The 19,891-nt window shown below is 69.0% G+C and carries 20 protein-coding genes; 1 reads left to right on the top strand and 19 read right to left on the bottom strand.

The window, feature by feature from the left end; translation table 11 throughout:
* Positions 1-2: 2 nt before the first annotated feature.
* From ABE422_RS00670 to hisS, 15 genes are all read right to left on the bottom strand, one after another.
* The gene (locus ABE422_RS00670) at positions 3-734 is read right to left on the bottom strand and encodes a copper homeostasis protein CutC (RefSeq protein WP_346482248.1); all 732 of its coding nucleotides are present in this window, start codon (positions 732-734) and stop codon (positions 3-5) included.
* Entirely contained in the window at positions 731-1,729 is a 999-nt protein-coding gene (locus tag ABE422_RS00665; protein WP_313218176.1) for a N(4)-(beta-N-acetylglucosaminyl)-L-asparaginase, read from the bottom strand. Before ABE422_RS00665 ends, ABE422_RS00670 begins: the two co-directional genes overlap by 4 nt.
* A 33-nt stretch (positions 1,730-1,762) precedes the next feature.
* The gene (locus ABE422_RS00660) at positions 1,763-2,764 is read right to left on the bottom strand and encodes a glucokinase (protein ID WP_346482247.1); all 1,002 of its coding nucleotides are present in this window, start codon (positions 2,762-2,764) and stop codon (positions 1,763-1,765) included.
* A gap of 145 nt (positions 2,765-2,909) precedes the next feature.
* Positions 2,910-4,508 (bottom strand): calcineurin-like phosphoesterase family protein, encoded by a 1,599-nt coding sequence (locus ABE422_RS00655; RefSeq protein WP_346482246.1) that lies wholly within the window; start codon positions 4,506-4,508, stop codon positions 2,910-2,912.
* Between the two features lie 93 nt (positions 4,509-4,601).
* A complete protein-coding gene (gene hisIE / locus ABE422_RS00650; protein WP_346482531.1) occupies positions 4,602-5,228 on the bottom strand; it encodes a bifunctional phosphoribosyl-AMP cyclohydrolase/phosphoribosyl-ATP diphosphatase HisIE in 627 nt (208 codons plus the stop codon).
* 1 nt (position 5,229) lies between these two features.
* A complete protein-coding gene (gene hisF, locus ABE422_RS00645; protein WP_152150670.1) occupies positions 5,230-6,006 on the bottom strand; it encodes an imidazole glycerol phosphate synthase subunit HisF in 777 nt (258 codons plus the stop codon).
* Positions 6,000-6,734 carry a 1-(5-phosphoribosyl)-5-[(5-phosphoribosylamino)methylideneamino]imidazole-4-carboxamide isomerase gene (gene hisA / locus ABE422_RS00640; RefSeq protein WP_346482245.1) on the bottom strand — a complete coding sequence of 245 codons (735 nt, stop codon included), beginning with the start codon at positions 6,732-6,734 and terminating at the stop codon, positions 6,000-6,002. The genes hisF and hisA overlap by 7 nt, the downstream gene beginning before the upstream one ends.
* Positions 6,731-7,333, bottom strand: a complete 603-nt coding sequence (hisH, locus tag ABE422_RS00635; RefSeq protein WP_313211798.1) for an imidazole glycerol phosphate synthase subunit HisH — start codon at positions 7,331-7,333, stop codon at positions 6,731-6,733. The genes hisA and hisH overlap by 4 nt, the downstream gene beginning before the upstream one ends.
* The gene (gene hisB / locus ABE422_RS00630; RefSeq protein WP_346482244.1) at positions 7,330-8,403 is read right to left on the bottom strand and encodes a bifunctional histidinol-phosphatase/imidazoleglycerol-phosphate dehydratase HisB; all 1,074 of its coding nucleotides are present in this window, start codon (positions 8,401-8,403) and stop codon (positions 7,330-7,332) included. The genes hisH and hisB overlap by 4 nt, the downstream gene beginning before the upstream one ends.
* Positions 8,400-9,488 carry a histidinol-phosphate transaminase gene (gene hisC / locus ABE422_RS00625; RefSeq protein WP_346482243.1) on the bottom strand — a complete coding sequence of 363 codons (1,089 nt, stop codon included), beginning with the start codon at positions 9,486-9,488 and terminating at the stop codon, positions 8,400-8,402. Before hisC ends, hisB begins: the two co-directional genes overlap by 4 nt.
* A complete protein-coding gene (gene hisD / locus ABE422_RS00620; RefSeq protein ID WP_346482242.1) occupies positions 9,485-10,780 on the bottom strand; it encodes a histidinol dehydrogenase in 1,296 nt (431 codons plus the stop codon). The genes hisC and hisD overlap by 4 nt, the downstream gene beginning before the upstream one ends.
* Positions 10,777-11,688, bottom strand: coding sequence for an ATP phosphoribosyltransferase (hisG, locus tag ABE422_RS00615; RefSeq protein WP_102788409.1), 912 nt, complete (start codon positions 11,686-11,688; stop codon positions 10,777-10,779). The genes hisD and hisG overlap by 4 nt, the downstream gene beginning before the upstream one ends.
* Positions 11,689-11,700: 12 nt before the next feature.
* Entirely contained in the window at positions 11,701-12,021 is a 321-nt protein-coding gene (locus tag ABE422_RS00610) for a YerC/YecD family TrpR-related protein (RefSeq protein WP_346482241.1), read from the bottom strand.
* Between the two features lie 216 nt (positions 12,022-12,237).
* A complete protein-coding gene (locus ABE422_RS00605) occupies positions 12,238-12,531 on the bottom strand; it encodes a hypothetical protein (RefSeq protein ID WP_314404750.1) in 294 nt (97 codons plus the stop codon).
* On the bottom strand, positions 12,528-13,925 hold the full coding sequence (gene hisS / locus ABE422_RS00600; protein WP_341986726.1) for a histidine--tRNA ligase: 1,398 nt from the start codon (positions 13,923-13,925) through the stop codon (positions 12,528-12,530). The genes ABE422_RS00605 and hisS overlap by 4 nt, the downstream gene beginning before the upstream one ends.
* A 141-nt stretch (positions 13,926-14,066) precedes the next feature.
* Here hisS and ABE422_RS00595 point away from each other — a divergent pair, with 141 nt between their 5' ends.
* Positions 14,067-14,828, top strand: a complete 762-nt coding sequence (locus ABE422_RS00595) for a helix-turn-helix domain-containing protein (RefSeq protein WP_346482240.1) — start codon at positions 14,067-14,069, stop codon at positions 14,826-14,828.
* Between the two features lie 7 nt (positions 14,829-14,835).
* Here the strand turns inward: ABE422_RS00595 and thrC are convergent, their stop codons facing one another.
* From thrC to ABE422_RS00575, 4 genes are all read right to left on the bottom strand, one after another.
* Complete coding sequence (gene thrC / locus ABE422_RS00590) at positions 14,836-16,128, bottom strand: threonine synthase (protein ID WP_313218157.1); 1,293 nt, start codon at positions 16,126-16,128, stop codon at positions 14,836-14,838.
* Between the two features lie 31 nt (positions 16,129-16,159).
* Complete coding sequence (locus tag ABE422_RS00585) at positions 16,160-17,092, bottom strand: homoserine kinase (protein ID WP_346482239.1); 933 nt, start codon at positions 17,090-17,092, stop codon at positions 16,160-16,162.
* Positions 17,089-19,611 carry a bifunctional aspartate kinase/homoserine dehydrogenase I gene (gene thrA, locus ABE422_RS00580; RefSeq protein ID WP_346482238.1) on the bottom strand — a complete coding sequence of 841 codons (2,523 nt, stop codon included), beginning with the start codon at positions 19,609-19,611 and terminating at the stop codon, positions 17,089-17,091. The genes ABE422_RS00585 and thrA overlap by 4 nt, the downstream gene beginning before the upstream one ends.
* Positions 19,612-19,700: 89 nt before the next feature.
* Positions 19,701-19,829: a hypothetical protein gene (locus ABE422_RS00575; protein ID WP_346465131.1), complete on the bottom strand. Its 129-nt coding sequence runs from the start codon at positions 19,827-19,829 to the stop codon at positions 19,701-19,703.
* Between the last annotated feature and the right edge of the window lie 62 nt (positions 19,830-19,891).

The raw sequence follows: 19,891 nt of genomic DNA, 5'->3' as shown, positions 1-19,891 counted from the left end.
TTTTAATCCAGCGCCGCGCGCAGTGCGTTGACCTGCGCCACGTCGGTGGCGGTCCAGTCCGGTGACAGTCCCATCAGGGCGGGATTGTGGTGACGCATCGCCGAGGGCTGCGTCGTCTTCGCTGAGGCGTGAAGTTCGGTGCACCCACTGCGCTCGGCGACCTCCACGGCGTTGGCCGCCGTGATTCCCGCACCGGCCATCAGTGAGATGCGGTTGCCTGCCTGCGCCACCAGGGCGGCCAGCATATCGGCACCGGCCAGTGCACTGGCCTGCCCGCCCGAACTCAGGATGCGCTGGCAGCCCAGCGTCACGATCTGCTCCAGTGCCGCCGGCAGATCACGCGCCGCATCGAAGGCACGGTGGAAGGTGATGCCGAGTGGGCCTGCTGCGGACACCAGTTCCCGGCACAACGCCATGTCGATGCCACCGTCGGCATCCAGAGCGCCGATCACCACACCGTCGCAGCCGAGCGCACGGCAGTACGCGATATCGCGCAGCATGATCTGGGCCTCCAGCGCGGTGTAGAGGAAATCGCCGGGACGCGGCCGGATCAGCACGAACAGGGGAATCTGCAGGCGCTCACGGGCGACCGCGATGCTGCCCTGCGACGGCGTGGTGCCGCCCTCGGCGAGGTTGTCGAACAGTTCGATCCGATCCGCGCCGCCCTGCTGGGCGGCCAACGCAGAGGCCACCGAATTCGACGCGATCTCCAGCACCCGGCGCGGCGCGCTCACGTCTGTTCGCTCGTGTACACCGAAGCGGAATCGCGCAGGTCGTCCTGTCGGTCCTTGTCGCAGACCGCGTAGACAAAGCCGCGATGCAGCGCGTAGGCGCCGACCTCACCGTGCTTGTTCAACGCGAGGAAACACACCTGCAGGGTCTTGCTTGCCTCAGGGCGCTTGCGCACGACCCGGGCGATCGCCTCGCGGCAGGCCTCGGCCGGCGAGCGGCCCTGGCGCATCAGCTCGACCACCAGGAAGGAGGCCGCGTTGCGGATCATTTCCTCACCCACGCCCGAGGCCGTCGCCGCACCGACCTCGTTGTCCACGTACAGGCCCGCACCGATGATCGGGCTGTCGCCCACGCGGCCGTGCATCTTCCAGGCCATGCCACTGGTGGTGCAGGCACCGGCCAGACGCCCTTGGGCATCGATGGCGAGCATGCCCAGCGTGTCGTGGTTGCTGCTGTCACCGGGACGGCTGCGCCGCTCGGCATTGATCTCGGGGGTGTACTGCGCGGTCTTGAGCCACTCGCGCCAGGCCTTCTCGGCTTCCGGGGTGAGCAGCTTCCTGCGCTCGAAGCCCTGCTGCACCGCGAACTGCTGCGCGCCCTCGCCCACCAGCATCACGTGCGGGGTCTGCTCCATCACGCGACGCGCCACCGAGACGGGGTGCGCGATATCGCTCAGCGCTGCCACCGAACCGCAGCGGCCATCGCCGTCCATGATGCTGGCATCCAGGCTCAGCACACCGTCACGGTCCGGATTGCCGCAGCGCCCGACGGTGGGATTGCACAGGTCGCTCTCGGCCCAGCGCGCACCGGCTTCCACCGCATCCAGCGCGGAGCCGCCGGTTGAGAGGGTCTTCCAGGCGACCTGGTTGGCCCCTACGCCGAAATCCCAGGTGGACACCACGCGCGCACCGGAGGCGGAACGCGCCTGCAACGTCGGCAGCGCGAGGGCGCCAGCGGCCAGGGCACTGGCCTGGAGAAATCGCCTGCGGTCAGTCATGGGTACGTCTCCAGTGAACGGACAAAGAGGGAATTACACGACGATACAGCGATGCTCCGCATGCCAGACCGCCGCGCCAAGAACACCGAGCTCGCCGTGGTCCACCCGCCAGATCGGCACCTGGCGCAGCACATCGTGCATCACGCCCTTGGCCAGGAACCGCGCGCGGAAACGGCCATCGCGCAGGAACCGGTCCACCCGCGTGGAGATCCCGCCGGCCAGGTAGACCGAGCGCGCACCGAAGGTCGTGGCCAGGTCGCCGGCCAGACTGCCGAGCCAGGCGCAGAACACCTCCAGCGTCTCGACCGCCACCGGATCCACGCCCTCGTGGGCGGCCGCGATCAGGGCCTCGGTGCTGGTCCAGTGCGGTGTGACCCCACGGATGTCACACAGGCAGGGATACAGGTTCATGAGCCCGCCACCGGACAGCACGCGCTCGTTGTCCACGTGCTCCCAGCGCTGCAGCAGGCGCGAGAGCACCTCCAGTTCCAGCCCGTTGCACGCGTTCAATGCAGCATGGCCGGCCTCGCTGGCCAGCACCGGCCGCTCGCCGCCCTCGAAGCGCAGCGCTGCGCCCAGGCCGGTGCCCGGGCCGAGCACCAGCGCCGGCCAGCGCGGGGTAGCATCGGCGTCCCCGTTGAGGGCCACCAGCGTGTCCGGGGCCACGTGCGGAATCGCATAGGCCACCGCTTCGAAATCGTTGATCAGCGCCAGCGACGCCAGCCCGGAATCGTGACGGGTCCGGGCGACCGAGACCGGCCACGGCAGATTGGTGTTGACCAGGTGGTCACCATCCAGCAGGCCAGCGATCGCGACCACGGCACTGTCTGGCGCTGCCGGCAGTCTGGCGATGAAAGCGGCCAGGATCGCGGCCAGGCTGGGGTGCTCGGCGCAGGCATAGCGCTGCAGGCCGCTCAGCTGTGGCGCAACGCCCGCCCGCACGGTGGCCAACGCGACGCGGGCGAACGTGCCGCCCACATCGGCCACGATCAGCGTATCAGGGGAGGAATCCCGGTGGGCCGCGGTCCGCGCCACATCAGGTTGAGCCGGAACCGGTACCGCTGCGCTCACTCGCTTGCCTTGGTTGAATCGATTGAATCCCGGCGATTCTCAGGCATCGCCGGGGGAATGCAAAGCCGCCTGCGCCATACAGCGCCGTACTGAACCCACGGCGCCGTGATCAGGGCTTGGCGGTCTGCAGGCGGTAGCTGGTGCTGGCCGTGGCCGTCGGGCCATCGCCCTGCACGGCACGCACCTCCACCTTGTGCTCGCCTACCGGCAGGTTGGTCGGCAGCGCGCCGCGCCACAGGTGCGGCGACGGCGTGGCTTCCGGCGAGCGGTCGAAACCGCGCAGGCGCTCGGCGGTATCGTCGGCGACGTTCTCCTGCAGCAGCCGCGGATCGGGCTGCTCGACACGCTTCATCGGCTGCCAGGCGCCATCGTCCACGCGGTACTCCACCAGCGAATCGGCCTGGCCCATGAACACGTTGGCGTACACGCCCCACGCCGGATACGCGCCCTGGCGCAGCACCTTCGGCGCATGCAGGGCGATCTGGTAATCGTCCGGTGCACGCGCCACGTAATAGCGCAGGCCGTAGTCGCCACCGGTCTTGACCGACAGCACCGCATAGCCGTTCGGGGTGCCATCGCTCATGGTTGCGTCGGGGATGCCGCTGCTGTCCTTCACGCCCGACCAGAATGCCCCGCAGGCCGCGCCCACGTTGTACTCGTGCAGCGGCTTGCTGCCCTGCCAGCCTTCGGCCGCGCCGTGGTAGTAGTGCTGCTGGGTGTGGCTGTGGCCGCTGAGCACCAGCACGTTCGGGAAGTCCTTGAGCAGCGCGAACAGGCGCGTGCGATCGGCATGGCGGAACGTCTCCCGGCCGGGTGCCGCATCGAACAGCGGGATGTGCATGCCGAGCACGATCAGGCGATCACGCGGCAGGCCCTTGAGGTAATTGCCGAGGAAGGTGAACTGGTCCGCGCGCAGGCCGCCCACGTAGCTCGGCTTGGCCTTGGGGTCGTAGACCACGTCATCGAGGAACACGAAACTCGCGCCCCCCTCTTCGACCGCATAGGTATCCGGGCCGTACACGGCGCGCCAGCTGTCCAGCGAGTGCGCATCGTTGCCGGCGTCCATGTCCAGGTCATGGTTGCCCGGCACGTGGAACCACGGCACCTGCAGCTGCGCGGTGACCTTGTTGATGTCCGGGTACAGGCCCAGGTCGTCATTGACGATGTCGCCCAGGGTCGTGCCCAGTCGCGCCGGGTGTTTGCCGATGATCGGCTCGACGATGGCGCGCTGGTAGTAGCCGATGTCCTGGCGGCTGGCGGTCTGCGAATCGGTGAACACCAGCATCTCGAAACCGTTGCGTGCCGCATCGGTGCCCTTGGCCGGTTCCAGCGCGAAATCCCAGTTGCGGGTGGCGCCGCCGGTGGCGCGGATGCCGTCGTACTTCAGCTTCGGCGATCCCTGCGGCGCGTAGTGGCGCCAGTACGAGGGCAACCCGTTGGCGGCGGCCGGGAAGCGGTACTCGTCCGGCTTGATCACGAACACGGTCTGGCCCTCGCGCACCGGCAGGCTGTAGCTGCCATCGGCGGCGGTGCGCACGATCCTTTCGCCGTTGGAGACCTGCACACCGGCCAGCCCGGGATCGGTCGGGCCGCGCCCGGGCTTGCCGTCGCGCTCCTGATAGACCTTGCCGGTGACGGTCGTTTCAGCAGCCCAGGCAGGCGAAGTCATCAACAGCAGGCAAGCCAGCCAGGCGGCAGTACGGGTCATCGGGGGCGGTCCGGTCGGGGGTGGGGAATTGTAGAGCCGCACATCATCGCCTGCACCGCGTTTCACCGACGTTAAACGATGTGCAGCCCTGCCCTACCCGGCGTGGCGCGCCGCCAGCACCGCGACCGCATCATCCATCGACAGCCCACGCGCACGCAGCAGCACGGTCAGATGGAACAGCAGATCGGCCGACTCGCCCAGCAGCGCCCCATCGTCCTGCACCACGCCGGCCAGCGCGGTCTCCACCCCTTCCTCGCCCACCTTCTGTGCGATCCGGCGGATATCGCCCTCGAACAGGGAGGTGGTGTAGCTGCCGGCCGGGCGCTGCTGTTCGCGCTCGCGCACCACGGTATCCAAGCGGCCCAGGAAGTTGCCCGGTGCCTGCGGGAAGCAGCTCTCGCTGCCGGTGTGGCAGGTCGGCCCGGCCGGGCGCGCACTCACCAGCAGGGTGTCGTTGTCGCAGTCGATCCGCACGGCGGTCACCGCCAGCACGTTGCCGGAGGATTCACCCTTGGTCCACAGCCGTTGCTTGCTGCGGCTGAAGAAGGTCATATGGCCCGTGGCCAGGGTCTGCTCCAGCGACGCCGCATTGGCATAGCCGAGCATCAGCACGCGCAACGTGTCGGTGTCCTGCACCACCACCGGCAGCAGGCCATCGCCCTTGCCCCAGTCCAGCTGCGCCAGCGCCTCGCGCGACGGCTGCACGTCAATCAAACCCACTTCAATAGACATCTCGAACCTCGATCTGCTGCTCGCGCAGGAACTGTTTGAGCGCGGGAATGGCGATGGCCCCACTGTGGAACACGCTGGCGGCCAATGCGCCGTCAACGTCGGCCTGGTCGAACACATCGGCGAAGTGCTGCATCTCGCCCGCGCCGCCGGAGGCGATCAGCGGCACCTGGCACAGCGCACGGGCCTGGCGCAGCTGGGCCACGTCATAGCCGCGACGCACGCCATCGCTGTCCATGCAGTTGAGCACGATCTCGCCGGCCCCCCGGCGCTGTGCCTCCACCACCCAGTCCAGGGTACGGACCGCCACCGCCTGGGTCTTGTCCGGATCGCCGCTGAAGCGGCGCACCCGCCATTCGCCGTCCGCCTCGCGCACCGAATCGATACCGACCACCACGCACTGGACGCCGAAGGCATCGGCCAGCTCCTCGATCAGCTCGGGCCGACCGAGGGCCGGCGAGTTGATCGAGATTTTGTCGGCGCCGGCATGCAGTACGCGCCGTGCGGTCTCCACATCGCTGATGCCGCCGGCCACGCAGAACGGAATGTCGATCAGGCGCGCGATGCGCTCGATCCAGGCCACGTCCACCGCGCGCCCTTCCGGGCTGGCGCCGATGTCGTAGAACACGAGTTCGTCGGCGCCCTGGTCGCGGTAACGCATCGCCAGTTCGGCGATATCGCCCATGTCCACGTGATCGCGGAAGCGCACGCCCTTGACCACGCGACCATCGCGCACATCCAGGCACGGAATCAGGCGGCGGCTCAACATGCCAGCGCTCCTTCCAGGGACATGCGCCCCTCGAGCAATGCCTTGCCGAGGATCGCCCCGCCGCAGCCGACCGCCTTGGCCTGGGCGACATCGTCGGCATCCCGCACGCCGCCAGAGGCCTGCACCGCCACGCCGGGAAGCAGTGTAGCCAGATGCTGGTACAGATCGATGTTCGGCCCGGACAGCATGCCGTCGCGCGCGATATCCGTGCACAGCAGGTGCTGCATGCCGGCCTCGGCGTAGCGCTGGGCCAACACGTCCAGCGTGTCCTCGGCGGTCTCGGTCCAGCCATGCACCGGTAGCAGCCAGCGGCCATCCTCGGCCTGGCGCGCGTCAAGCGCGATGGTCAGCCGGTCCGGGCCGAACTCGCGCAGCCAGCCGATCACCGTCGCCGGTTCGCGCACCGACACCGAGCCGACCACCACGCGGGAGGCACCGGCGTCGAGGATGCGCGCGACGTCATCGCGCGAGCGCACACCGCCGCCGGTCTGCACCTTCAGGCCGGTCTGCGACGCGATCGAGGAGAGCAGCGGTGCCAGCGTGTAACCACCGGCACGGGCCGCATCCAGATCCACCAGGTGCATCCAGCCCGCGCCCGCCGCGGCAAAGGCCTGCGCGCGCGGCAGCGGGTCATCGCCGTAGGTGGTCTGTTGCGCGTAGTCACCCTGCAGCAGCCGTACCACGCGGCCTTTGCGGATATCCAGGGCGGGATAGACGATGAAACTCATGTCGGTTCGTTCTCGATGAAATTGCGCAGGATGCGCGCGCCGGTATCGGCCGAGCGCTCCGGGTGGAACTGGGCGCCACTGTGCCGGCCGCGCTGCACGACGGCCGCGAACAGCCCGCCGTGATCGCACGCCGCCACGGTGTCTTCGCCCAGGGGGGCGGCGTAGCTGTGGACGAAGTACGCGCTGGCCCGGGCCGGCACGCCCGCCAGCAGCGGCGACGCGCGCAGGGGCAGCAGCCGGTTCCAGCCCATGTGCGGCACACGGATGCCGGTGGCAGGACGCAGGTGGCGAACGACCCCGGGCAACAGGCCCAAGCATTCGACATGGCCCTCTTCAGAGCCATCGAACAGCAGTTGCATGCCCAGGCAGATCCCAAGCAGCGGTACCTGCAGCTCGCGCAGCGGCTGCACCAGACCCTGCGCATGCAGACGCGCCATGCCGTGCGGGGCCGCGCCGACGCCGGGCAGGATCACCCGCGAGACACCTTCGAGCCCCTGCGCATCGCGCACCAGCCGCACCTGCACGCCCAGCCGTTCCAGCGCATAGCGGACCGAACCGAGGTTGGCCCCACCCGCATCGATCAGCGCAACCTCGGTCACAGTGCCCCCTTGGTGCTCGGCAGCGCGGTGCCCTGCCGCGGCAAGGCCTGGCGCAGCGCGCGCGCCAGCGCCTTGAAGCAGGCCTCGACCTTGTGGTGGTCGTTGTCGCCGCGCACGCTCAGGTGCAGATTCAACCCGGCCGCATCACACAGCGAGCGGAAGAAGTGCGGCACCAGCTCAGTCGGCATGTCACCCACGCGCTCGCGCTTGAACTCGCCTTCGAACACGAAATACGGGCGGCCGCTGAAATCCAGCGCGGCACTGGCCAGGGTCTCGTCCATCGGCAGGGTGAAGCCGTAACGGCCGATGCCACGCTTGTCGCCGAGTGCCTCGCGCAGGGCCTGGCCCAGCGCCAGGCCGGTGTCTTCAATGGTGTGGTGCTCATCGATGTGCAGGTCGCCCTCGGCCTGCACACTCAGCGCGAAGCCGCCGTGCTTGCCGATCTGCTCCAGCATGTGATCGAAGAACGGCAGCCCGGTGTGGGTCTGCGGCTCGGCGGTGCGGTCCAGATCGACGTCAACCCGGATCTTCGTTTCCTTGGTATTGCGCTGCACGGTGGCGCGGCGCGGCGCATCGGCCAGCTCGTGCGCGATCGAGGTCCAGTCCCAGTCGCCGCCGAACTGCTCGGTGCGCAGCTGGAAACTGCGGATCTTCATGTTCTCGGCGAACTGGATATCGGTCAGGCGGTCGCCCACCATCGCCGAGCGTGCCCAGTCGATGCTGCGGTCCTGCAGATACGGCAGCATCAGGCCGATGCCCGGCTTGCGGGTCGGTGCGTTGTCCTGCGGCCAGGTGCCGTCGATCAGTACGTCACGGAAGGTGATGCCCTGGCTGGCGAAGATCTGCAGCATCAGGTCGTTGGGGCCATCGAAGCTGGCCTGCGGATAGCCTTCGCTGCCCAGGCCATCCTGGTTGCTGACGATCACGAACTGATAGCCCGCATCGCGCAGCTTGAGCATCGCCGGGATCACATCGCGCACGAAGCGCAGCTTCTCGTAGGCGTCGATCTGGAAATCGGCGGGCTCTTCGATCAGGGTGCCGTCGCGGTCGACGAACAGAATCGGGGTCATGCGGCAGCCCTCCGGGCCATCAGGGCGGCGAGTACGCGGTCGTTCTGTTCCGGACTGCCGAGGGTGATGCGCAGTGCATCGCCCAGCTGCGGCGCGGCACGCTGGTCACGCACCACCACGCCGGCCGCGAGCAGCGCATCAAACGCGCCTTGGGCGTCGGCAAAACGGACCAGCAGGTAGTTGCCCTGCGAGGGATAGACACGCACCACACCGGGCAGCGCGGCCAGGCCGGACTGCAGGCGGGTACGTTCGGCTTTGATCTGCGCGATGCGCCGGGTGGTCACGGCCAGGCTCTCGGCGCCGAGACCGGCCAATGCCAACTCGGCACAGGGCGCGGGCACCGGGTATGGCGCCTGGCAGCGGCGCAGCAGCTGGATCAGGGCGGCATCGGCGATCAGGCTGCCAATGCGGGCGGCCGCCAGCGCATGCGCCTTGGACAGCGTGCGCAGCACGGCGATGTTCTCGTAACGGCTCAACAGCGTGGTCGCGGACGGCTGCTCGGCGTACTCCCCGTAGGCCTCATCCACCACCACCAGCGCCCTGCCCTGCAATGCCGTGGCCACCCGCTCGATCTCGGCCAGGGTGATCACGCTGCCCGCGGGATTGGACGGCGAGCACAGGAACACCAGCTTGGCGTTGCCCGACAGCGCCGCGGCAATGACGGCATCGATATCGGCGACCAGCGCATCGCCCTGATCGACCAGCGGCACCTCGATCAACGGCGCGTTCTGCAGGCGCGCGCAGACGGCATACATGCCGAACACCGGCGGCGTGGTCACCACCGCATCGCGGCCCGGCTCGCACAGCGCGCGTACCAGCAGATCGATGGCCTCGTCGCTGCCGCGGCCGATCAGCAGTTGTTCGGACGAGCAGCCGTACAGCTCGGCCAGGCGATCACGCAGCGCCGCTGGCTGCGGGTCGGGATAGCGGCGCGCGCCACCGTCGACGTCGGCCGGATTGGCCCAGGCCGATTCATTCGCGTTGAGCCAGACATCCCCGACCAGCGCACTGCTGCGCGCCGAGGAATAGCCGGCAAACGCCTGCAGGTCGGCACGGGCCAGGGACAGGATGGAGGCAGTGCTCATGCGGCCGCCTCCATGCGCAGGGTCACCGCGTTTTCGTGGGCGTCCAGGCCTTCGGCGCGGGCCAGCACGCGGGCACACTCGCCGATCGCCGCGATGCCAGCGGCCGTGGCCGACTGCACGCTGATCAGGTTCTGGAAGCTGGCCACGCTGACGCCGCTGTAGGCGCGGGCAGCGCCGGCGGTCGGCAGCACGTGGTTGGTGCCACTGCAGTAATCGCCGAGCGCTTCGGGGGTGTAGTCGCCCAGGAACACCGACCCGGCCGCTTCCACCTTGTCCAACCACGCGCGCGGCTCGCGCAGCGCCAGGATCAGGTGCTCCGGCGCATACCGGTTGCTGATCGCGAAGGCGTCGTCCAGCGAATCGACCAGGATCAGGCGCGAGGACGCCAGCGCCTGCGCGGCGATTTCCGCACGCGACAGCTGCGCCAGCTGCGCTTCAACCGCCGCCTCGACCCGGTCCACCATCGCCGCGTCGTCGGTCAGCAGCAGTACCTGCGAATCCGGGCCGTGCTCGGCCTGCGAGAGCAGATCGGCGGCGACGAACGCCGGCGTGGCACCCGCATCGGCAATCACCAGCACTTCGGACGGCCCGGCCGGCATGTCGATCGCCGCGGCACCGTCCTGGGCAACCTGCTGCTTGGCTTCGGTCACGTAACTATTGCCCGGGCCATAAAGCTTGTCGCAGGCCGGGACGCTGTCAGTGCCATACGCCATCGCCGCGATCGCCTGGGCGCCGCCCAGCTTGAACACGCGGTGCACGCCGGTCAGGCGTGCGGCCACCAGCACGGCCGGATCGGCACTGCCGTCCTTGCGTGGCGGCGTGCACAACACGACTTCCCGGCAGCCGGCCAGCTGTGCGGGCACCCCCAGCATCAGCGCGGTGGACGGCAACGGCGCGCTGCCGGCCGGCACATACAGACCCACCCGACCGATCGGCCGCACCACGCGCTCGCAGCGCACGCCGGGCGCCGTCTCGACCGCATACCCTTGGCTCATGCCGGCCTGGTGGAAGGTACGGATGCGCGCAGCGGCATCGTTCATCGCCTGGCGCAGCTCGGCGGAGACGGCCTGCTCGGCGGCGGCGAACTCCGCCTCGCTGACCTCGAAGGTCGCCGGTGCCACGCCGTCGAATCGCAGGGTGATCTCACGCAGTGCGGCATCACCGCCCTGGCGCACTGCCGCGATCAACGCGGAAACGGACTCACGGGTGCGCGCCGCCACGGCCTGGACCGGGCGTTGCAGCGCCTGCGCCTGGGCGCCGGCATCCAATTGGGACCACGTCAAACGATTCATGCCAGCGAACGCTCCACACTCAATACCATCAAGCCCTGCGCGCCCGCGCGCTCCAGGTCCTCCAACCGCTGCCAGGTCAACGCACCGTGGCACATGGTCTGCAAACGCAGGTGGCCGCCGTCATCGGGCAACTGCACCAGCGGATCGGCGTCGGGCAGCAGGCGGGTCAACTCGGAGACCCGGTCCAGCGCGGCGCGGAACATCAGCAGCTTGCTGTCCTGCACGTTCACCACGCCATCGAGGCGACGCAGCAGCATCGCCATCAGACCGGCGCGGGCGTCATCGGGCGTGCGGACCGGGCCGGCCAGCACCGCCTCGCTTTCCAGCAGGGTTTCGACCGGCTTGAGCTGGTTGGCGGCCAGGGTGGCGCCGCTGGAAACCAGATCGCAGATCAGGTCGGCGGTGCCCAGGCGCGGGGCGATTTCGACCGAACCCGACAGCTCGACCACCTGGGCATCCACGCCGCGCGCGGCCAGCCAGTCGGCCAGGATCGCGGGGTAGCTGGTGGCGATGCGCTTGCCGGCCAGCTGCTCCACGCCCGTCCATTCCCACTCCTCCGGCACCGCCAGCATCAACCGGCACTGGCCGAAGTTCAGCCCGCGCAGCGCCTGGTAGGCATCCGGCAGGCCGATCCGGCGGCGGGCGGCGCCCTGCTCGTCCAGCTCGTTGCGGCCGACGATGCCGAAATCGCAGACGCCATCGGCGATCAGGCCGGGGATGTCGTCATCGCGGACCAGCAGCAGGTCCACCGGCAGCGACTCGCCGTAGCAGAACAGCTTGTCGCGGCTCTGCCGCCAGCTCAGCCCGCAGGCGGTCAGCAGGCTGCGGGCGGGCTCGGCCAGCCGCCCGTTCTTCTGGATGGCGATACGCAGCCGGTCACGTGCCGGGGCGGTCTGGGTTGCACTCATGGGGAGGCTCACTTACTCGGATTCGGGGGAGGACGGCGTGGCGGCAATGGCGGCGGCATAGCCGCCGTGGCCATGCTCCAGCGAACGCGCCACGCGCCCGGTGGTGGTCACGCTGACGCCGGTCAGTTCGTGGATTTCGCGATACGGCACGCCCTGCTGCAGCAGCGGCACCACCTTCCAGCGGTCCGACAGCGCCTCCAGCTCGGCCGGGGTGCACAGGTCGCGCAGGAATGCGGTGACCTGTTCGGCGCTGGACAGCGCGGCGAAGGCCGCAGCCAGGCAGGCCAGATCGGCCTGGGCGTCTTTTTCTCGGGGGACGGGGCGTAGTTTCATCGTATCAATGTAATAGCGTGCTATTACATTAGCGCAAACGAAGCTCCAGGGTCAAACCGGGTCGCTGCTCGGATCAGGTTGGTTCAGGGGCGGGAACGAAAAACGCCCGCGGAGCGGGCGTTTGTTGTGGGTATCGGGCGTTCAACGGCGTACCGACCAACGGTCGGTACCTACCGGCACGTTACGCTCATCGGCGTACCGACCAACGGTCGGTACCTACCGGCACGTTACCTCGGCGCGGAGGGCGCCGCTGCGCAGGCACTCGCCGAACAGGCTGCCCTGGCGGCTCGGGATGGACTGGACGGCCTGCAGCTCCCCTGCCCCGTCCGGGCACTTCTTCCCGGCCAATCCGCGCAGGTCACGCTGCAGCTGCTCCCGGTCGATCACGTGGCAGCGGTCGACCGTCAGCCGGTACTGGCCCGGACCGATCCGCTGGCCATGCAGCGCAGGATCGGTCCGGCACGCGGTCAGCAGGAGCAGCAGCGTTGCCGCCACCCCCAGCCGCCTCACGGCATGACCTTGGCCTGCTCCAGTTCCACCTGCAGGGTGCTGGCCAGTTCCTCGCGCGAGACCTCGAACTGCTGCTCGCGCAGCAGATCCTTGACCGCGACCACGCCACGCGCCAGCTCGTCGTCACCGGCCAGCACCACGAAACGAATGCCGGCCTTGGCCGCGTACTGGAACTGCTTGCCGATCTTCTTCGGCTCCATCTGCACTTCGGCGTTGATGCCACCGGCGCGCAGGCGGCGGGCGATATCCAGCGACTGCGGCAGGCTGGCGTCGTCCATCAGCGCCACCAGCGCGTGCACGCTGCTGTCTTCGATCCCGGCGATCAGGCCGGCTTCGCGCAGCTGCCAGAACAGACGGGTCAGGCCGATGGAAATGCCCACGCCCGGCAGCTTGGACTTGCTGTAGTGGCTGGCCAGGTCTTCGTAACGGCCACCGGAGCAGATCGAGCCGATCTGCGGGTGGTCGGTCAGCGTGGTTTCGTACACGGTGCCGGTGTAGTAATCCAGGCCGCGCGCGATGGAGAAATTCAGGCAGTACGCGGTTTCCGGCACGCCCAGCGCCTTGACCAGCTCCAGCACTTCGCGCAGTTCGGCCACGCCCACCTTCAGCGTCTCGCTGGCAGCCGGATCGGCCAGCAGCGCGTCCAGCTGCGCCAACGCGTCGGCGTGGCTGCTGGAGCGGACCGCCACGAAGGCCAGGATCCGCTCGACCTGCTCGGCCGGGATCTCAAAGCCTTCGCCCACCAGCGTCTCGCGCACGTAGTCGGGGCCGCGCTTGTCCAGCTTGTCCACTTCGCGCAGCACCGCCAGCTGGCGCTCGCCATCAGCCACGCCCAGGCTTTCAAAGAAGCCGCGCAGCAGCTTGCGGTTGTTGAGCTGGATACTAAAGGCGCCGATGCTGAGCTCGGCGAAGACCGCATGGATCACCGCCAGGACTTCGGCGTCATAGCGGATGCTCAGCGCGTCCTTGCCGATCACATCGATGTCGCACTGGTAGAACTCGCGGAAGCGACCGCGCTGGGCACGCTCGCCGCGGTACACGCGCTGCATCTGGTAACGACGGAACGGGAAGGTCAGGTCGTGCTCGTGCTCGGCCACGTAGCGGGCCAGCGGCACGGTCAGGTCGAAGCGCAGGGCCAGCTCGGGCAGCGTTTTGTCGCCGGCTTCGGCCGCGTTGGCCAATGCGCCGGTGGACTGCACGAAATACACCTGGCGCTCGGTTTCACCGCCGGACTTGGTCAACAGCACATCGGACAGCTCGAACACCGGGGTTTCCACCGGCAGGAACCCGAACCGCTCGTAGTTGCGGCGGATGACGTCCAGCATGCGCTGGAACGCGATCTGCTCGCGCGGCAGCAATTCCATGATGCCGGGCGGCGTACGGGGCTTGATCACTTGCGGGACTCCTGCGGAAACGGGGGGATGAGCGAGCGGCATATTCTAGCCGCAGCCAGCGCAACGAGCCGCATCCGGGCATCGGGACCGGGCCAATGGCGGCATGACGTATCATAGGCAGGTCCCGCTTGCTGACCTGACATGACCCGGCCCCACTCCGGTACCGCGCTTTCCGCTGTTGAAGACCCCGCCGCCCCCGGTTGCTCGCCGCTGCGCGACTGCCTGCATTGCTCGGTACGGCACCTGGCGGTCTGCTCGGCGCTGTCGCCGGATGAAGTGCAGGCGCTGGAGCGGGTCACCGTGTCCCAGGCACTGCCGCTGGGGTCCACCCTGGCCCGTGCGGGTGAGCCGCGCCAACATGTCTATACGATTACGGCCGGTGCGCTGCGCCTGGTCCGCACGCTGGCCGATGGCCGCCGCCAGATCAGCGGTTTCGTGCTGCCCGGCGACTTCCTGGGCTTGAGCGGCAGCGATCACCACCGCTATGACATCGAGGCCATCGCCGACAGCCGGGTCTGCCGCGTGGCCCTGCCGCAGATGAAGGACCTGCGCTCGCGCTTCCCGCACCTTGAGCGCAAGCTGCTGCAACGCGCCTGCCAGGAGCTGGATGCCGCGCAGGATGCCGCCATGGCGCTGGGCCGGCTGCAGCCGGCCGAGAAGGTCGCCGATTTCCTGCTGCGCCTGGCCGCGCGCGAAGCGCTGCTCGGTGAGCCGGGGCTGCGCGTGACCCTGCCGATGGGCCGCGGCGACATCGCCGACCATCTCGGCCTGACCATGGAAACCGTCAGCCGCACCTTCACCAAGCTGCGCCAGCAGGGCCTGATCGCCCTGCCCCATCTGAACACCGTCGAGATCCTGGACGAAGCCGGTCTGCAGAAGCTGGCGGCCGACGAGTCGTACTGACCCCGCCTCACCCGCGCAACAGCACCTCACGCAGCGCCCCATACTCCGGTGCGCACGCTTCGGCCTGCGCGGGCCGCTCCAGCAGTGCGGCCAAGGCCGGCGGCACGTCCAGCACCTGCCCGATCAACGGCTCCACCACCGATTCGAACTTGGCCGGGTGCGCAGTCGCCGCCACCGCCCAATGCCCCTGTGCGCCCGCGGCCCGCAGGTGCTCCAGGCGCGCCACCGCCGTCGCCGTATGCGGGCAAAACACCTCGCCATGCAGGTCATGGCGCCGCTTGATCACTTCGCGGATCGCCGCATCATCCACGGCCTCGGCCGTGAACGCGCCCCGCAGTGCCACGTCATCGTCGTTGTAGAGCCAGCGCAGCCGCTCGAAATTGCTGGGCGCCCCCACGTCCATCGCGTTGGCAATCGTCGCCACGCTGGTTTGTGCCTGGTAGGCCTCGCCATGGAAATAGCGCGGCAACACCTCATTGGCATTGGTCGCCAGCGCGATCTGCCCCAGCGGCAGGCCCATCGCCCGCGCCAGGATCGCCGCCATCGCATTGCCCAGGTTGCCGGTCGGAATCACCAGATTGAGCACGTGGCCGGTCTGCGCTTGATGCACCAGGGCCGCATGGGCGTAATAGCTCATCTGCGGCAGCCAGCGACCCAGGCTGATGCTGTTGGCCGAGCTCAACGGCACTGCGTGCTGCAGCTCGCGATCGCCCAGCGCCTGTTTCACCATCGCCTGGCAATCGTCGAACGACCCGGCGACGCGCAGTGTGTGGATGTTGTCGCCGAAGCACCCCAGCTGATGCGCCTGGCGCGGCGAGACGCGGCCATCCGGGTACAGCACCACGACGCGGATCCCCGGCTGCCGATGAAAGGCCGCGGCAACGGCCGCCCCGGTATCGCCCGAGGTCGCCACCACGATCGTCAACGGTCGCTCACGGCCCTGCTGCAGGCGGGCAAGACACGCCGCGAGAAAGCGCGCACCGAAATCCTTGAATGCCGCCGTCGGGCCATGGAACAACTCCAGCACATGATCATCAGCGGTCGCCAGGGGGCGCAGTGGCGCATCGAAATCGAAGGCCTGCTCGCACAGTTCGGGCAGTGCTCTCTCCAGGGCATCGTCATGGAAATACGGGGCCAGTACCGCCGCGGCGGTCTGCGCGAAGGAACCCTGCGCTGACCAGCTCTGCAGTTGCGGGCGGTGTTCGGGAACGTACAGACCACCATCCGGGGCAAGGCCGGCGGCGAGCGCCTGGCTGAGCGAGGCGGCGGGCGCGGCGTGACGCGTGGAAACGAACTTCATCGGATATCCCAAAGTAGAAAGAGTGGACGTGTCACAGCACGCGCGCGGCGGGCGCATTCAAGGGTGACACCCAGCCTTGGCTGTCGAAGCCCGCGTCCGCGAACGCCTGCTGGACTGCCGCCTGCGCGGCAAGCGCGGCATCGCGCTGCTCGAACCAGGCAAACACGCTCGGCCCCGCACCGGAGATGCTGGCGCCCATCGCCCCGGCATTCAACGCAGCATCGCGGGCCGCCGCAAACCCGGCGATCAGACCGGCCCGACGCGGCTCGACCAGCACGTCGCGCAGGCCGGCACGGACCAGTGCGGCATCGGAGGTGAAGCAGCCACTGAGCACCAGCGCCAGATTCGCGCTCTGCGCGACGAACTCGCCCAACGCGTAATGCCCCTGCAGCGCGGCGCGCGCGCGGCGCGTCTCCAGCACCGCGTTCGGATGCACCAGCAGGCTGTGCCACGCCGCCGGGACCGGCACCGGTACCAGCCGGTCCGCCGTGCTCAGTACCAGCCCGCCCAGCAGCATCGGCCCGAGGTTGTCGCCATGGCGGCCACCACTGGCCACCGCCTCGCCGGTCAGCGCGAACGGATACAGCGCCTCGCGCGACAACGGCTGCGGCAACAGCGCATTGGCCGCGACCAGCGCGGCCACACACGACGCGGCCGAACCGCCCATGCCCGAGCCCAGCGCGATGCCCTTGTCGATCTCCACCTCGAAGCCGAACGGCAGATCCAGCGCGGCACGCAGCGCGATCAACGCCGCACCGGCGGTGTTGTCCTCGGCCACCCGTGGCAGATCCACCGTGGTGCCGCGGATCGCGTGGATGCGAACCACGGGCTCGTCGATCCGCCGCGCTGTCACGGTATCGCCAACGCCCTCGATGGCGTGCCCAAGGATGTCGAACCCGACCCCCACGTTGCCGACCGAGGCCGGCGCAAATGCGCGTGCTTCCGTCCTCCTGCCCTCACTCACAGACGTGCTCCTTCGCCCACCGCCACGCGCAGCACATCGGCGAACACGCCGGCGGCGGTCACCTCCGGCCCGGCGCCCGGGCCCTGCACCACCAGCGGATTGTCGCAGTAGCGGCGCGTGGTGAACTGCACCACGTTGTCGGTCAGGCGCAGGTTCGCGAAGGCATGCCCGGCCGGCAGCGCGACCAGGCCGACCTCAGCCCCATCCGGCGTGAGGCGCGCCACATAGCGCAGCACCGCACCGTCCGCTTTGGCGACTGCCAGGCGCTCGGCGAACACCACATCGATCTGCGGCAGGCCCGCCATGAAGTCGTCCACGCTGGCCTGGCGCAGTGCTTCGGGCACCAGGCTTTCCACGCGCACCTGCGCCAGGCTGAGCTCACGGCCCGCCTCACGCGCCAGGATCACCAGCTTGCGCGCGACATCCACGCCGGAAAGATCATCGCGCGGGTCCGGCTCGGTATAGCCCATGCCACGCGCCTGGCTGACCAGCGCGGAGAACGGCACCTGGCCGTCGTATTTGTTGAACAGCCACGCCAGCGTGCCGGAGAAAATACCGTCGATCGCCAGCACCTCATCGCCGGTGTCGACCAGGTCGCGCAGCGTGGTGATCACCGGCAGGCCCGCACCGACCGTGGCTTCGTAGCGGAAGCGCGCGCCACTGCCAGCCGCTGCCTCGCGGATCGCGTGATAGCGCTCCAGCGGGCCGGCACCGGCCTGTTTGTTCGGGGTGACCACGTGGATGCCTGCGGCCAGCCAGCCGGCATAGCGGTCGGCCACGTCGGCGCTGCCGCTGCAATCGATGATCAGGGCGTGCGGCAGATGGGCGGAGACCAGGTGTTCGGTGAATGCGTCCAGATCGCTCGGCTGCGCCGGGCCGGACAGCGCCGCGCGCCAGTCACCTTTCAGTCCGCGCTCGTCCAGGACCATGCGGCTGCGCGAGGCGACCGCACGCAGGCGCAGATCCACATTGGCGCGGCCGAGCAGCTGTACCTGGGCCGCCTGCAGCTGGTCCAGCAGCGCCGCACCCACATTGCCCGGGCCGATCACACCGACCGAGAACGTCTGCGGCGACAGCCAGAACCCGGCATGCGCCGCGCGCAGCGCCTTGGTCGCATGGCGGCTGTCGACCGCCACCGAGATGTTGCGCTCCGAGGAGCCCTGCGCGATCGCCAGGATGTTCACCTGCGCGCGGCCCAGCGACTCGAACAGGCGCGCGGCCACGCCGGGCTGGCCGGCCATGCCATCGCCCACGGCGGCCAGCACACTCACGTTGTCGGTCAGCTGCACGCGCTGCACCTGGCCCAGGCTCAGCTCATGGGCAAAGGCCTGCAGCAGCGATTCGCGCGCCCGCACCGCCTCGGCCTGCTTCACCACGCAGCAGATCGAGTGCTCGGAGGAGCCCTGCGAGATCATCACCACCGACACATGCGCATTGCGCAGCGCCGCGAAGACGCGCTCGGCCGTGCCGGGCACGCCGATCAGGCCGGTGCCTTCCAGGTTGATCACGGCCAGGTCCGGGCTCAGGGTCAGCCCCTTGATCGGACCGGACGCGGTGCGCTCGGCAGTGATACGCGTGCCTGGATGATCCGGGTGGAAGGTGTTGCGGATGATGATCGGCAGGCCACGCTCGATCGCCGGCGACATCGTCTGCGGGTGCACCACTTTGGCGCCGAAGTAGGCCAGCTCGCAGGCTTCGTCGTAGCTTAGCGCTTCCAGCTGGACCGCCTCGGGCACCACCCGCGGGTCGGCCGAGAGCACGCCGTCCACATCGGTCCAGATGTGCAGCTCGTCGGCGTTGAACAAGGCGGCGAAGATCGCCCCGGAGTAATCGCTGCCGTTGCGGCCCAGCGTGGTGATGCGGTCCTGGCGGTCGCGGGCGACGAAGCCGGTGGCCACGATGCGCGATTGCGGATGCTGCAGGCGCCACTGGGCCAGGCGCTCGGCGCTGCGCGCCCAGTCCACGTCCACGCCCAGTTCACCGCGCTCGATCACCAGCACATCGCGCGCATCCAGCACCGCGCAGTCTTCGCCCAGCGTCTGCAGGTACGTCCCGAGCAGTTGCGCCGAATACACCTCGCCCATGCCCTGCACGCGGTCCAGCACTTCGGTGGGCAGGCCGCCGATCACCGCCAGCGCACCCAGCACCTCGGCCAACTGATCGAAGCGCTGGTCCAGCCACTCCACCGTCGCCCCGGCGTGCTCGCCGAGCAAGGCAACGGCGGCACCGCGATGACGTGCCCGCAAGGCGTGCCACTGTTCGCGCCAGGCCGAGCCGTCTTCCGCGGCCAACGTGGCCACCCCGATCAGTGCATCGGTAACGCCCTTCATCGCCGAGACCACGGTGACCTGCATCGTCTCCTCACGCGCCAGCAGCAGCTGCGCCACATGACGATAGCGCTCGGCATCGGCCACCGAGGTGCCGCCGAACTTGTGGACCACGGTGGTCACGCCGGCCCGCGCGGCGACGGAGACGGCGGGCTGGGCGGAAGGTGGAGCGGAAGCGGCGACAGAAGACATGCTGACCTCGATGGGAGGCCCCGCGTCACATCAGGTTTGAGAGTTTCCCCCGCCACCTGATCTGGGTGCGGGGCCGTGGTTTTCGGAAATTACGCGAAGACGACGGGCCGCACCGGGCGAGTGGTGGCGGTGGTAATGATGGTGGTACCGGTCGACACGGCCTGGCCGCCCGCGAAGGCGGGAACGAGCAGGTAGGCGTGGGCGGCGGTGATGACCATGGATCAAGAAAACTACGCCACCGCCCTGCTTGTCAAGTGCTGCGCTGCAAAAGATCGCGGCA

This window comes from Stenotrophomonas sp. TWI1151, assembly GCF_039673135.1.
GTDB lineage: Bacteria > Pseudomonadota > Gammaproteobacteria > Xanthomonadales > Xanthomonadaceae > Stenotrophomonas.
This window is presented reverse-complemented; position numbering and strand designations above follow the sequence as displayed.

Bases quoted from the DNA above. Each gene is read 5' to 3' on its own strand.
- ABE422_RS00665 (WP_313218176.1), bottom strand. From the start codon at position 1,729: ATGACTGACCGCAGGCGATTTCTCCAGGCCAGTGCCCTGGCCGCTGGC.
- ABE422_RS00655 (WP_346482246.1), bottom strand. From the start codon at position 4,508: ATGACCCGTACTGCCGCCTGGCTGGCTTGCCTGCTGTTGATGACTTCG.
- hisF (WP_152150670.1), bottom strand. From the start codon at position 6,006: ATGTTGAGCCGCCGCCTGATTCCGTGCCTGGATGTGCGCGATGGTCGC.
- hisA (WP_346482245.1), bottom strand. From the start codon at position 6,734: ATGAGTTTCATCGTCTATCCCGCCCTGGATATCCGCAAAGGCCGCGTG.
- hisB (WP_346482244.1), bottom strand. From the start codon at position 8,403: ATGACCCCGATTCTGTTCGTCGACCGCGACGGCACCCTGATCGAAGAG.
- hisC (WP_346482243.1), bottom strand. From the start codon at position 9,488: ATGAGCACTGCCTCCATCCTGTCCCTGGCCCGTGCCGACCTGCAGGCG.
- hisD (WP_346482242.1), bottom strand. From the start codon at position 10,780: ATGAATCGTTTGACGTGGTCCCAATTGGATGCCGGCGCCCAGGCGCAG.
- hisG (WP_102788409.1), bottom strand. From the start codon at position 11,688: ATGAGTGCAACCCAGACCGCCCCGGCACGTGACCGGCTGCGTATCGCC.
- ABE422_RS00610 (WP_346482241.1), bottom strand. From the start codon at position 12,021: ATGAAACTACGCCCCGTCCCCCGAGAAAAAGACGCCCAGGCCGATCTG.
- ABE422_RS00595 (WP_346482240.1), top strand. From the start codon at position 14,067: ATGACCCGGCCCCACTCCGGTACCGCGCTTTCCGCTGTTGAAGACCCC.
- thrC (WP_313218157.1), bottom strand. From the start codon at position 16,128: ATGAAGTTCGTTTCCACGCGTCACGCCGCGCCCGCCGCCTCGCTCAGC.
- thrA (WP_346482238.1), bottom strand. From the start codon at position 19,611: ATGTCTTCTGTCGCCGCTTCCGCTCCACCTTCCGCCCAGCCCGCCGTC.
- ABE422_RS00575 (WP_346465131.1), bottom strand. From the start codon at position 19,829: ATGGTCATCACCGCCGCCCACGCCTACCTGCTCGTTCCCGCCTTCGCG.